This window comes from Bradyrhizobium sp. URHA0013 (assembly GCF_000518345.1).
Taxonomy (GTDB): Bacteria; Pseudomonadota; Alphaproteobacteria; order Rhizobiales; family Xanthobacteraceae; genus Bradyrhizobium.
In genome coordinates, this window is the sequence record NZ_JADK01000006.1 from 146,337 (window position 1) to 158,979 (window position 12,643).

Here is a 12,643-nt window from a genome sequence, read left to right on the forward strand (position 1 = left end):
GCGGAAGCGGGACGGCGTGCATCATGCGCCGCCGTCCGCGCCCGCTATCGACCCGATTGGGAGGGAACGGCAACGACGCTAGCCACGATCCGGCGGACCAGCGGCAGCACCATCAGCAGCGTCGGAAACGCGACGAGCCATGACAGCGCCCAGGCGCCCGGCCAGGTCGCGAGAAACGCCGGCGTTGCGCCGAGGCTTCGAAGCGTGGAAATGACCGACACCACGGCCGTCATGAGGATGGACAGCACGAATGGCATCACGATCGGCGCATAGCGCGCCGGCAGTTTGCGAACCGCAATCATCTGATTTCTCTTTGGAATAGGACGCGTCAGTCACGGTGAACCCAAAAATGGCATCGATCCCGACGACGTCGGTTGATGCGTTGGTTCACGTAAAACGCTTACGGCGACCGAAAAACGGTGCGTCCGTTCATTATCCGCTCATGTTGGATGGTTCAAGCTGGATGTGGACGTTCGGTTTACAATCGTTCAAAGCGTGGCAGATTGCCGCGATCACGAAACCATTTCAGTGGTTTGTGCATTAGGTCTTGTTTGATTATGTCGCTTTGAGCGAGAACAGGGAAGGTCACGATGAATAAAGGACCGATGATTTCTGCAGCCGGCCGCAACGTTGTGTTGGCGGTTTTCGCAAGTCTCGCTCTGATTACGGCCTCTATCACGCCTTCGGCTGCCGACTCGCCCGCGCCCACCAAGGCCGCTGCCGCGGGCCCGGCCGCTCCGGCTGCCACCGATTTCAGCGCCGCTCGCCGCCACCGCTATTATCGACGAGGTCCGAACGCTGCAGGTCTCGCCTTCATGGGCGTGGCGGCAGGTCTGATCGGCGGCGCGATCGCAGAGAGCAGACGCCAAGAGTACTACGAGGACCGCTATAATTACGGACCCCGTCCTTACTACGGCGGCCAGGGATATTACGGCGGCGGTCCCTATTATGGTCCGCGTGGCTATTATCAGCCGTATTAGGCGCCTGTCCTCGCCGCAGTCTTGATTGCGCCAAAGGGGCGGTGTTTTGCACCGCCCCTTGTTGCTTCTACGCGAGGCGTGTCATTGCGCGGCCTGTGTCGCGGGCGCGTCAATCCCCTTCGGGAAAAATATTCCACTTTACCGAAATTCGGAAATGGCGTATGTGTCGCCCATCCCGGCTCATCCTTGAGGGGCGATCTTGTGGTCGTCACGTTCGCGAGCCGGGCTTGCGGTGGACGCGGCAGCGTTCGGGTGCGAGGCGTGGGGCAGGGCGGATTGCTCTCCGTGAGCCCAAGGCTTCGTTCCGACGAGCGGCGCTGCTAGGCTTCGTCTCGTCATCAGGTCGGCGGCAACGTGCACAACGTCGTCGAAACCGGTGACGAAATGGCGGGCCGTGCGTACGGCAAAACCGTGTGGTCCTGGCCGTCGTTGCTACGGTCAAGCTCTGGCGGATGCGGCACTTGCGTCAACCGGCGTGGTGTCGGTGAATTTCGCGAGGGTGAGGGAGGCCAAAAGGAACTCGGCTCCCGGGAGAGCACGGCATAAGCCGTCCAATCATCGCGCAGGGAAGGCCGAGTGATTGGCTACACCTGTATGCTGCTGTGCGGTTTTCCTGCGTGTGCTTTTCGCGCAGCGGACCGCGGGTGCCAGCCGGCACCCGGCCTTCCCTGCGCCCTCTTGGACAAGAGGGTGAAGCGACGAAGCAAAGCTCGGGCGAAATCAGCCGCGAGGCTGCGAAGCTGTGTCTGCTTCAAAAATGCGAGCTGGAAGCGCGGCGCTGCCGCCTCATACTTCGTCATTGCGAGCGCAGCGAAGCAATCCAGAAATGCATCCGGGGAGAATGTCTGGATTGCTTCGTCGCAAGAGCTCCTCGCAATGGCGACGTGGAGGCAGTTTCGCTTGATCGCGCTAGGCTTCCCGCATCACCGTCCCGCTGGTGCAGACATCGCGCCGTTGGAATAGCGCGACCAGTCGGGCTCGGTCCGTTGTGATGGCCAGAGCGCGGCGTTGGAGTCGCGCACCGACTGGGTGATGGGATGGGGCTGCGCCTTGCGGACATGACGGCGGTCGTTCGCCGCGGCGATTTGGATCGTGGCGGCGGCAATCAGCGTCGCGCCGAGAATGATGAAAGTCTTTTGCATTGTTTCTTTCTCCCGTGACGACAGCCCGGCTGTGAGATTGTGTGTTTGTGTGCTCGCCGTCGCGGCTGACATGGCGACGCGCCCAGCCGATATCAGCGCTCGCGACATCACATTGGGGCGAGCCAATTTTCTAGCCTCGGCTAAATATTCGGCAATCGCGCCCGTTGCACCGGTGGACTTGCTCCCTCCAATCCGGTTCAATGGGCCAGATCTGGTTTTCAGGCGACAATGATGTCGAAATATCTGCTGGTCCTTCTGCTGATCGCTGCGCCAGCGGTGGCGCAGGTCAAGCTGACCCCAAAAAAATCGGTGGCGCATCCGGACCCCTGCGCGCCGATCGGGCATACCGCGGACGGCAAGCTGGTCTATTCCATGAAATGCGAGAATTTGCCGGTGCCGCCTCCGCCGCCGCAGGCGGAACTGAGGGAGGCGCCGCAGCCCGCCGCCGAGCCGGAGCCCGAGACGCGGCGGAGTGGCGTTTTCGGCTGGTCCTACGACCGCAGGTAACTTGAGGTGACTTGCCGCGCCCCTTGCGCGAAGCCCGATGGAATGCTCTTTGCCTGAAAATTCCCCGTGGGGCCACCGCCCCCGATCCAGAGAGATGAGATGAGCAAACTCGTTATCCGTGCCGGCGACTTCACCTTCGATGCCCGTTTCGAGGAGCAAGCGGCGCCCAAGACTGTCGCCGCGTTCCGCAAGGCGCTGCCGTTCGAAAGCCACATCATCCACGTGCGCTGGAGCGGCGAGGGCGTGTGGATGCCGCTCGGCGACCTCGATTTCGGTGTCGGCTACGAGAACCACACCAGCTATCCCGCGCCCGGCCAGATCATCCTCTATCCCGGCGGCATCAGCGAGACCGAGATCCTGATGGCCTATGGCGGCGTGCACTTCGCGAGCAAGATGGGGCAGCTCGCCGGCAACCATTTCATCACGCTGACCTCCGGCCTGGAGAATTTGGCGACGCTCGGCAAGAGCGTGCTGTGGAAGGGCGCGCTGCCGATCCGCTTCGAGGAAGTCTGAGTGACTGGTACCCGCTACCCGCGCGATCTCCGCGGTTACGGCCGCAACCCGCCGCATCCGCAATGGCCCGGCAACGCGCGGGTCGCGGTGCAGTTCGTCGTCAATTTCGAGGAGGGCAGCGAAAACAACATCCTGCATGGCGACCCGGCCTCGGAAGCATTCCTGTCCGACGTGCTCGGCGCTCAGCCTTGGCCCGGCCAGCGCCACGCCAATATCGAATCGATGTTCGAATATGGCTCGCGCGCCGGCTTCTGGCGGCTGTGGCGGATGTTCGGCGAGCGGAAGTGGCCGACCACCGTGTTCGGTGTCGCCACAGCGCTGAAGCGCAATCCGGAAATCGTTGCTGCCATGAAGGAGGCGGGCTGGGACATCGCCAGCCACAGCCTGAAGTGGATCGAGCACAGGGACATGACCGAGGCGCAGGAGCGGGCGGAGATCGCGGAAGCGATCCGCGTCCACACCGCCGCGACAGGCTCGCGTCCGCTCGGCTGGTATACCGGACGCTCCTCGATCAACACCAACCGTCTGTTGATGGAGGAGGGCGGCTTCCTCTATCTCAGCGATTCCTATGCCGATGATCTGCCCTATTGGATCAAGGGCGCGAGCGGCAAGCAGCTCGTCATTCCCTATACGCTCGACGCCAACGACATGCGCTTCATCAACCCGCAAGGATTTGCCGAAGGCGAGCAGTTCTTCACCTATTTGAAGGATGCCTTCGACGTGCTCTATGCCGAAGGCGAGAGCGCGCCGAGGATGATGTCGGTCGGCCTGCACTGTCGTCTCGCCGGTCGCCCCGGCCGTGCGGCGGGGCTGATCCGCTTCCTCGACTACATCGGCAAGCACGACCGCGTCTGGGTGCCGACACGGTTGCAGATCGCCCAGCATTGGCACGACAAGCTCGCGCACCTTGCGGCCGATGCATTCGAGATCGGGTGAGGACGATGTCGCAGATATCGCTGTCCGATCTCAATGCCGCCGATGAAGCCGATTTCGTTGCCGCGCTCGCCAACGTCGTTGAATACTCGCCGTGGATCGCCGGGCAACTGGCCGCGAAGCGACCGTTCGCCGGCATCAACCAGTTGCACGCCGCGCTGATGGCGGCGATCCAGAGTGCCGAACCCGACGTGCAATTGGCGCTGATCCGGGCGCATCCGGACCTCGCCAACGAGACCCAGCGCGCGGCGGGGCTCACCGCGGAATCGACCGAGGAGCAGAACAGCGCCGGCCTCGACCGGCTGTCGGATGCCGAATACGCGGCGTTCGAGCGCGTCAACAATGCCTATCGCGAGAAGTTCGACATCCCCTATATCGTCTGCGTGCGCCGTCACACCAAAGATTCCGTGCTGCGCGATTTCGAGACGCGGTTGCGCAATATCGCCAAGACCGAGACGAGGCGTGCGATCGAGGAGATTGGCCGCATCTCGGCTTTGCGGCTCGATCAACTCGTCGCAGCCGATGACAAGCTCAAGGTCCACGGCCGGCTCTCGACCCATGTGCTGGACAACCACGTCGGCAAACCTGCGCCAGGCATTCCGGTCGAACTGATCGAGCTCGCGAACCTCGGCGAGAGCCGCGTGATAGCGCGCGCGGTGACCAATGCGGACGGCCGCACCGACCAGCCGTTGATCGGCGGCCGTCCGCTTCCGATCGGCCGCTACGAGCTTCGCTTCAGCGTGGCCAAATATTACGCCGAGCGCAACGTGCAGCTCTCTGACCCGCCGTTTCTCGACGAAATCCCGCTTCGTTTCGCGATCAGCGAGCCGGAGAGCCACTACCACGTGCCGTTGCTCGTCACGCCGTGGAGCTATTCGACCTATCGCGGTAGTTAAACATGTTGCGCGGATGAGGCGACCGCTGCTGCATCCGCTTCCGCGGCTGCGCCGCCGCTCAATCCGTTGAAGAAGGCGTTGAGCAGCACGGAAACGATCGCACAGAGCAGAATGCCTGACTCCAGCAGCGGCTGGAGATCGTGCGGTAAATTCCTGAAGAAGCCGGGTGCGGCGAGCGGGATCAGGCCGAAGCCGATCGAGATCGCAACGATGAAGAGATTGTAGCGATTGTTGCGGAAGTCGACCGAGGTGAGGATGCGTGCGCCTGTCGCGGCGACCATGCCGAACATCACGAGGCCGGCGCCGCCGAGCACGACCAGCGGCACGGCCTCGACCAGCGCGGCGAGCTTCGGCAACAGGCCGAGCACGAGCATGATGAAGCCGCCCGTGACCGTCACCCAGCGCGAGCGCACGCCGGTGACCGAGACGAGGCCGACATTCTGCGAGAACGACGTGTACGGGAAGGTGTTGAAGATGCCGCCGAGCAGCGTGCCGACGCCGTCGGCGCGCAGGCCTCGGCTCAGGGCATCGCGATCGACCGTCTTGCCGGTGATGTCGCCGAGCGCGAGGAACATGCCGAGCGATTCGATCATCACGACGACCATGACGACGCACATGGTGATAACAGGTACCAGATGGAATTGCGGCATGCCGAAGCGGAACGGGATCACGATGGCGCCCCAGGAGGCCGCAGCGACCTTGTCGAAATGCATCACGCCCAGAATGCTCGCGAGCACGGCGCCGGCGATGATGCCAAGCAGCACGGAGACGTTGGCGAGAAAGCCGGTGCCCCATTTGATCAGGCCGAGAATGAAGAGCAGCACGAACAGCGAGATGCCGAGTCCCTGCAACTGTCCGTAAGCCGGATTGGGAAAGCTGCCGGCGACGCCGTCCACCATCCTGGTCAGCGTCGGCAGGCCGCCGCCGGCCCAGTTGATGCCGACCCGCATCAAGGAGATTCCAATGACGAGAATGATGCTGCCGGTGACGACGGGCGGAAATAGCGGCAACAGCCGGCTGACGAACGGCGCTGCGACAACGCCAAACAGGCCGGCGGCGATCACCGAACCGTAGATGCCGAGCAGGCCGATGTCAGGTGAAGCCACCATCGACAGCATCGGACCGACGGATGCGAAGGTCACGCCCATCATCACGGGCAGGCGGATGCCGACGCCGGGAAAACCAAGGCATTGCAGCAGCGTCGCGAGTCCGCAGGCGAACAGGTCGGCGCTGATCAGGAAAGCGACATCCTCCGGCGGCAGTTTCAGCGCGCGCCCGATGATCAGGGGCACCGCGACCGCGCCGGCATACATCACCAGCACATGCTGCAACCCGAGCGCCAGCAGGCGCGGGACCGGCAAGACCTCGTCGACGGGATGGACTTCGCTGCTCATGGATCAATCCCCCGAAATATGCCTACCCAAACTTATCGTGCAGCGCCGGAAACAGCCTGTCCGGCTTGAAGGGCGGCGCCGTGAAGCGGATGCCGGTGGCATCGGCAATCGCGTTGCCGAGGGCGGCGGCGACCGGATTGTACGGACTCTCGCTCATCGACTTAGCCCCCAGCGGGCCGATCGTGTCGGAGGTCGCGGCGAAGAAGACTTCGGTGCGGGGCACATCCGCGAAGGAGGGAAGATGGTAGTCGCGGAATTTGGGGTTGACGACGCGGCCGTCCGCATCGATCACCATCTCCTCGTAGAGCGCGGCACCGAGTGCCTGCGCGACACCGCCTTCGACCTGACCGCGGCACTGCATGGGATTGGCGACGACGCCGGCGTCCGCCGCATGCACGCTCCTGAGAATCCGGAGCTCGCCGGTGCCCTTGCTCACGGCGACGCGAAAGCCTTGCACGTTAAAGCCGACCGAACGCGGCGTGCCACCGGAATTGCCGGCGCCTGCGAACGGCTGTCCGCGTTCGCGCGCGAGCTTGGCCAGCTCCACAAAGGACATCCGCCGCACGCCACTGACGACGGCCTCGTTCTCGAGCGCGCAGCTCCCGACGTCGCAGAGCCATGCGCCGGCGGCGGCCGCCTTCAGCTCAGTCGCGAGCTGCATGGCTGCCGCATGCGTCGCCTTGCCGGCAACGAACATGCCGGCGCTGCCATAGGCGCCGGTGTCGTGGCCGCCATGGGCGGTGTCCGACTGGCGCAGGCGGATGCGGTCGACGGTGGTCGCAAGCGTCGTCGCCGCGATCTGCCGGTGCACGGTGCTGGTGCCGTTGCCGAATTCGGCGGTGCCGACGGTGAGATCGAAGCCGGCGTCGTCGTTGAGTGCGATCCTCGCATCCGCGAGATGGCCTGCCGGAGGCACCGTGTCGATCATAGTCAGCGCGATGCCGTCGCCGATCAGCCACTCCGGCGACAGGTCCGGCTGCGGACCATCAGCCTGCATCGCGCGCTCGACGAGGTCGAGACACTGGTCGAGCCCGTAGGAGCCGTAGTGCACGTCGTGAAATTCCGACGGCGGCGGCGACAGCATGGGGTCGCCGGGCTTGACGACGTTGCGCCGGCGCATCTCGTAAGGGCTGATGCCGAGCCGCTTGGCCAGTTCGTCGATCGCGGCTTCGACCGCGATCAGCGTTTGCGGCAAGCCATATCCGCGAAACGCGCCTGCCGGCACCGTATTGGTGTAGACGGCGCAGCCGTCGACACGCTTGTTCGGGCAATTGTAGACGCTGATGGATTCGGCCAGCGAGTGGAACATCACGGGGCCGGCGTGATTGCCGTAGGCGCCGGTATTGGAGAGCACGTCGAGCTGGAGCGCGGTGAGCTTGCCGTCCGCGTCTGCACCGGCCTTGACGTGGACCCGCATCGGATGCCGCGTCGACGTCGCGACGAACTGCTCCTCGCGGGTGAGCTCCAGCTTCACCGGCCGGCCGGTCTTGAGCGAGGCGAGCGCCAGAATGTCCTCGACGAACATCTCCTGCTTGCCGCCAAAGCCGCCGCCGACGCGCTCGCAGAAGACGCGGACCTTGTCCATGGGAAGTTCGAAGATATCAGACAGCGCGCGCCTGGTCAGGAACGGCACCTGCGTCGAGGTGCGGACATTGAGCACGCCGGAAGCATCGAGCCAGGCGAGGCCGCCGTGGGTTTCCAAAGCGGCATGCTGCACACGGTGACTGTGGAAGGTGCCCTCGAAGGTGACTGCGGATGTCGCGAGCGCAGCCGCCACGTCGCCGAATTCGCCATGCGTCTCCGCGGCGAGGTTGCGCTGGGCGTCGGCAACGCGGTTCGCGGTGGTGCGATCGCGATGAATGATGGGGGCGCCGGACGCCATCGCCTGCTCCGGATCGACCAGCGCGGGCAAAATCTCGTAACTGACCTTCAGCCGGCGGCAAGCGTCCTCGGCGGCGGCTTCGCTGTCTGCAACGACGGCTGCGACCTTCTGGCCGATGAAGCGGACGATGTCGTCGAGAACACGAGTGTCCTCGGGATCCATCCAGTCCTTCTCATGCCGCGCGGTCGACATCAGAGTGGTTGGCGCATCCTCATGCGTCAGCACCGCGTGCACGCCGGGAACGCTCAAGGCTTCCGACTTGTCGATCACGACGATTCTCGCGTGGGCGTGCGGTGACCGGAGCAGCTTGATATGCAGCAAGCCGTCAATCTGCGTGTCGAACGTGTAGCGCGCCTTGCCGCGCACGACATCGGGGCCAGCTGGCGCCGGCAGGCTGCGGCCGAATGCGGCGCCGGCCTCGACGTTCTCCTCGATATTGGTCTTGCCGATCAACGCATCCTCGATCGAACGATACCCGGTGCAGCGGCAGATATTGCCCTTCAGCGCGACGCCGAGATCGGTGCGCTGCGCCTGGTTCAGCGAGGCGCAGGTCAGGATCATGCCGGCGGTGCAGAAGCCGCATTGAAAGCCCTGCGCATCGAGGAAAGCCTGCTGCATCGGGTGCGCGCCGCTGTCTCCGCCGAGACCTTCGATCGTGGTGACGGCGCGCCCCTCGGCACGGAAGGCCGGGATCAGGCAGCTATGCACCGGCTCGCCGTCCAGCAGCACGGTGCAGGCGCCGCAATCGCCGGCGTCGCAGCCCTTCTTCACGCCGAAATGGCCGAGCTCGCGCAGGAACGTGCGCAGGCACTGGCCGGCGCGTGGCTCCTGCGCAAACGTCGTGCCGTTGACCTCGAAGCTCATGACGACGGTGCTCCGAGGAGTTCGTCGCGGATCTCTTCGGCAAGCCGCAGTGTCATGTGCTTGCGCCACAGCGGCTTGCCGTGGATGTCGGTGTGGTAGAGATCGTCGGTGATCTGCTGCGCGATGGCGTCGCGGAGCGCTGTCGCGTCGGGGGCCTCGCGAAAGGACAGCCGAATCGGCCGCACGGTCGAGGCGGTGACCGTGAGCGTCAACGTGCCATCGGCATCCAGACTGCCGATCACCAGCGCCGCCGAGCGGCCGACCGGCGCCAGCGAGATCTGGCGAAAGACCGTACGACGCTTCAGCGCGGCAATCGGGATATCGATCTGCCGGAGCAGGTCCCCCGGCGCCAGAAGGTTGAGCTGGTTGCCGGTGACGAAGTCGACGACGGGCATCATCTGTTCGCCGCCGCCGGCCTTCCAGATGGTGCAGACGCCCTCCAGCGCAGCGGTGAGCGAGATCATCGGTCCCGCCGGAAGCGACATGCAGAGATTGCCGCCGACGGTCGCCGTCTTCCAGATCTTGAACGAAGCAAGGAAGGCGCGGCAGCACTGGTTGATCAGTGGCGCCGCGAACCAGTCGAGTGGGCAGACGAATCCATCGAGCTGCGCAACGGTACAGGTGGCCGCGATGCTGAAATGGCTCTCGGTGACCGTCAGCGCCGGCCATTTGAGGTCGGTGAGATCGATGAGCCGAGTCAGGTGAACTTGCGGCTCCGAGAACAGCCAGGTGCCGCCCGCGAGCCAAGCATCACCTGGCGTCCAAACGGGCAGTTGCGCGCGCGTTTGCGGATGGGTGACCGTTGTGATGGTATTCAAGTCCATGGCGACGCCAGGCTTCCAACGATTGAATCGAACCAGGAGAAAGTCTTGCAAGACGAGCGCCAAGTCGCAACAACAAGTCGCAGCAAAAGTGCAATCGGGCCGGCTTCTGCCTTGCAGGCCTGTCGTCAGCGGATGTTACGAGGAGCAGATTCATGAGCGACGCAAAGCCGATCTGGATCAGGGATCCCCTGGCTATCCTCGCCGATGGCGCCGAGCGCGGGATCGTGGTGAAAGGCGGCCGGATCGTCGAGCTGGTGCCGGCCGGCGCTGCGCCCGCAACCGCTGACGTCGCGGTGTTCGACGCAAGCGAGCATGTCGTGCTGCCCGGCCTCATCAACACCCATCATCACTTCTACCAGACGCTGACACGGGCGCTACCCGCGGCGATGGACCGCGAGCTGTTTCCCTGGCTCCAGGCGCTCTATCCGGTGTGGGCGAAGCTGACGCCGGATGCGCTCGAACTCGGCGTCACCGTGGCGATGTCCGAACTGCTGCTGTCGGGCTGCACCACCACGACGGATCATCACTACGTATTTCCGGCAGGGCTCGAAGACGCCGTCGATATCGAGGTGGGGGTGGCCAGGCGGCTCGGCGTGCGCGTGCTGCTCACACGCGGCTCGATGAACCTGTCGCAGCGCGATGGCGGCCTGCCCCCTGACAGTGTCGTGCAGGACGAGGACACCATCCTCGCGGACAGCGCGCGCGTGGTCGCCAGCCACCACCAGCGCGGCGCGGATGCCATGGTGCAGATCGCACTCGCACCTTGCTCGCCGTTCTCGGTGACGACGTCCCTGATGCGCGCCACCGCCGATCTGGCCAAGAAGCTCGACGTGCGCCTGCATACCCATCTTGCCGAGACCGAGGACGAGAACAAATTCTGCCAGGAGATGTATGGCTGCCGTCCGCTCGACTATCTCGAACAATGCGGCTGGCTTAATGCGCGGACGTGGCTCGCTCATTGCATCTTCTTCAACGCAGACGAGATGAAGCGGCTCGGCAAGGCGAAGACGACGATCAGTCATTGCGCCTGCAGCAATCAACTCCTGGCCTCCGGCTGCTGTCCCGTCTGCGAGATGGAGGAGGCCGGCGTTGGCATCGGGCTTGGTGTCGACGGATCGGCCTCGAACGACGCATCGAACCTGATGCAGGAGGTGCGGGCCGCGTTCCTGCTGCAACGGGCGCGCTACGGGGTGACGAAGGTCAGTCACAAGGATGCGCTACGCTGGGCCACCAAGGGCTCGGCGGCCTGCGTCGGTCGGCCGGAACTCGGGGAGATCGCGCTCGGTAAGGCGGCCGATCTCGCGCTGTTCAGGCTCGACGAGCTACGCTTCTCCGGCCATGGCGATCCCCTGGCGGCACTGGTGCTGTGCGGGGCGCATCGGGCCGATAGGGTGATGGTGGCAGGAAAATGGGCCGTGATCGACGGCGCGGTCCCCGGCCTAGATGTGGCAGACCTCATCCACCGCCACAGTTCGGCGGCGCGGGCCATGCAGGCGGCATAGTATCCAGGCGAAGATAGAAAGAGGGGGCGACCACAAGTGCCGGGTGCTTCTGGCCACCCCCTCCGAACCTCCTCCGGGAGGAGCAGGTGATTTAGGCGATGCAAGAAGCGTGCTACTTGCCCGGCAGCTTGTCGTCGATCCCTTTGACATAGAAATTCATGCCGAGGATCTGGCCGTCGTCGAGATTGGCGCCGCCCTTGCACTCGACCGGCTTGCCGTCCTGCCCAAGGACCGGGCACTTGAACGGATGCAACTTGCCCGCGGTGATCGCGGCCTGGGCATCCTCGGCAATCTTCTTCACGTCGTCAGGCATGTTGGTGTAGGGCGCCATCGCGAACATGTGGCTGTCGAGGCCGCCCCAGCTGTCCTCGGATTTCCAGGTTCCGTCGAGCTCGGCCTTGACCCGGGCGATGTAGTAGGGACCCCAGGTATCGAGGATCGAGGTCAGCTGGGTCTTCGGTCCGAACTTGATCATCTCGGAATCCTGGCCGAAGGCGAGCTTGCCGCGTTCGCTGGCGATCTGCATTGCCGCCGGCGAATCCGTATGCTGCATGATCACGTCGGCACCCTGGTCGATTAGCGCCTTGGCGGCGTCGGCTTCCTTGCCCGGGTCGAACCAGGTGTTGGCCCAGATGATCTTGACCTTGATGTTCGGGTTGATGGTCTGCGCGGCGAGGATTGTCGCGTTGATGCCGGAGACAACCTCGGGAATCGGGAACGAGCCGATATAGCCGAGCACGCCGGACTTCGACATCTTGGCCGCGATTAGGCCCTGGATGTAGCGGCCCTGATACCATTTAGCCGAATAGGTCGACATGTTCGGGTTGCGCTTGTAGCCGGTCGCGTGCTCGAAATGCACGTTCGGATATTTCTTCGCGACCTTCAGCGTCGGATCCATGTAGCCGAACGAGGTGGTGAAGATCAGCTTGTTGCCGGCGCGGACGAGCTGCTCGATCGAGCGCTCGGCATCGGGGCCTTCAGGCACGTTTTCGAGAAAGGTGGTTTCGATCTTGTCGCCGAGCTCCTTCACCAGCGCCTGACGTGCCAGTTCATGCTGATAGGTCCAGCCGAGGTCACCGACCGGGCCGAGGTAGATAAATCCGACTTTCAGCTTGTCGGCGGCGGAGGCTGCACTGACGCTCCCGGCAAGCAAGAGCCCGGCGGCCAGCGCAAGAAGTGATTTCCTCATCATCAATCTCCAAATGT

The 12,643-nt window shown here is 64.1% G+C and carries 12 protein-coding genes; 6 read left to right on the forward strand and 6 right to left on the reverse strand.

The features are described from left to right. Positions 1-44 precede the first annotated feature (44 nt). Positions 45-302: a DUF2798 domain-containing protein gene (locus N551_RS0108335; protein WP_027566576.1), complete on the reverse strand. Its 258-nt coding sequence runs from the start codon at positions 300-302 to the stop codon at positions 45-47. A gap of 288 nt (positions 303-590) precedes the next feature. On the opposite strand from N551_RS0108335, the gene N551_RS0108340 reads away from it, so the two are divergent. After that, entirely contained in the window at positions 591-980 is a 390-nt protein-coding gene (locus N551_RS0108340) for a hypothetical protein (RefSeq protein ID WP_027566577.1), read from the forward strand. Between the two features lie 923 nt (positions 981-1,903). Here N551_RS0108340 and N551_RS0108345 read toward each other — a convergent pair. Then, a complete protein-coding gene (locus tag N551_RS0108345; protein ID WP_027566578.1) occupies positions 1,904-2,122 on the reverse strand; it encodes a hypothetical protein in 219 nt (72 codons plus the stop codon). A gap of 228 nt (positions 2,123-2,350) precedes the next feature. Here N551_RS0108345 and N551_RS0108350 point away from each other — a divergent pair, with 228 nt between their 5' ends. From N551_RS0108350 to uraD, 4 genes are all read left to right on the forward strand, one after another. Beyond that, positions 2,351-2,629 carry a hypothetical protein gene (locus N551_RS0108350; RefSeq protein WP_035961174.1) on the forward strand — a complete coding sequence of 93 codons (279 nt, stop codon included), beginning with the start codon at positions 2,351-2,353 and terminating at the stop codon, positions 2,627-2,629. 99 nt (positions 2,630-2,728) lie between these two features. Beyond that, the gene (locus tag N551_RS0108355; protein ID WP_027566580.1) at positions 2,729-3,142 is read left to right on the forward strand and encodes a DUF3830 family protein; all 414 of its coding nucleotides are present in this window, start codon (positions 2,729-2,731) and stop codon (positions 3,140-3,142) included. Continuing rightward, on the forward strand, positions 3,143-4,078 hold the full coding sequence (gene puuE, locus N551_RS0108360; protein ID WP_027566581.1) for an allantoinase PuuE: 936 nt from the start codon (positions 3,143-3,145) through the stop codon (positions 4,076-4,078). It begins immediately after the preceding gene. Between the two features lie 5 nt (positions 4,079-4,083). After that, on the forward strand, positions 4,084-4,971 hold the full coding sequence (uraD, locus tag N551_RS0108365) for a 2-oxo-4-hydroxy-4-carboxy-5-ureidoimidazoline decarboxylase (RefSeq protein ID WP_027566582.1): 888 nt from the start codon (positions 4,084-4,086) through the stop codon (positions 4,969-4,971). On the opposite strand, the gene N551_RS0108370 is transcribed toward uraD, so the two are convergent. Genes N551_RS0108370 through N551_RS0108380 form a run of 3 tightly spaced genes read right to left on the reverse strand, consistent with a single transcriptional unit; the run spans position 4,968 to position 9,935 of the window. After that, the gene (locus tag N551_RS0108370) at positions 4,968-6,365 is read right to left on the reverse strand and encodes a nucleobase:cation symporter-2 family protein (RefSeq protein WP_027566583.1); all 1,398 of its coding nucleotides are present in this window, start codon (positions 6,363-6,365) and stop codon (positions 4,968-4,970) included. The two genes, uraD and N551_RS0108370, sit on opposite strands and share 4 nt — an antisense overlap. Before the next feature lie 22 nt (positions 6,366-6,387). Then, positions 6,388-9,111, reverse strand: coding sequence for a molybdopterin-dependent oxidoreductase (locus N551_RS0108375; RefSeq protein WP_027566584.1), 2,724 nt, complete (start codon positions 9,109-9,111; stop codon positions 6,388-6,390). Next, entirely contained in the window at positions 9,108-9,935 is an 828-nt protein-coding gene (locus N551_RS0108380; protein WP_027566585.1) for an FAD binding domain-containing protein, read from the reverse strand. The genes N551_RS0108375 and N551_RS0108380 overlap by 4 nt, the downstream gene beginning before the upstream one ends. A 152-nt stretch (positions 9,936-10,087) precedes the next feature. Between N551_RS0108380 and N551_RS0108385 the strand changes: the two genes are divergently transcribed. Continuing rightward, positions 10,088-11,437: an 8-oxoguanine deaminase gene (locus N551_RS0108385; RefSeq protein ID WP_027566586.1), complete on the forward strand. Its 1,350-nt coding sequence runs from the start codon at positions 10,088-10,090 to the stop codon at positions 11,435-11,437. A 112-nt stretch (positions 11,438-11,549) separates the two neighbouring features. Here the strand turns inward: N551_RS0108385 and N551_RS0108390 are convergent, their stop codons facing one another. Continuing rightward, positions 11,550-12,626, reverse strand: coding sequence for a BMP family ABC transporter substrate-binding protein (locus N551_RS0108390; RefSeq protein WP_027566587.1), 1,077 nt, complete (start codon positions 12,624-12,626; stop codon positions 11,550-11,552). Positions 12,627-12,643: the final 17 nt, after the last annotated feature.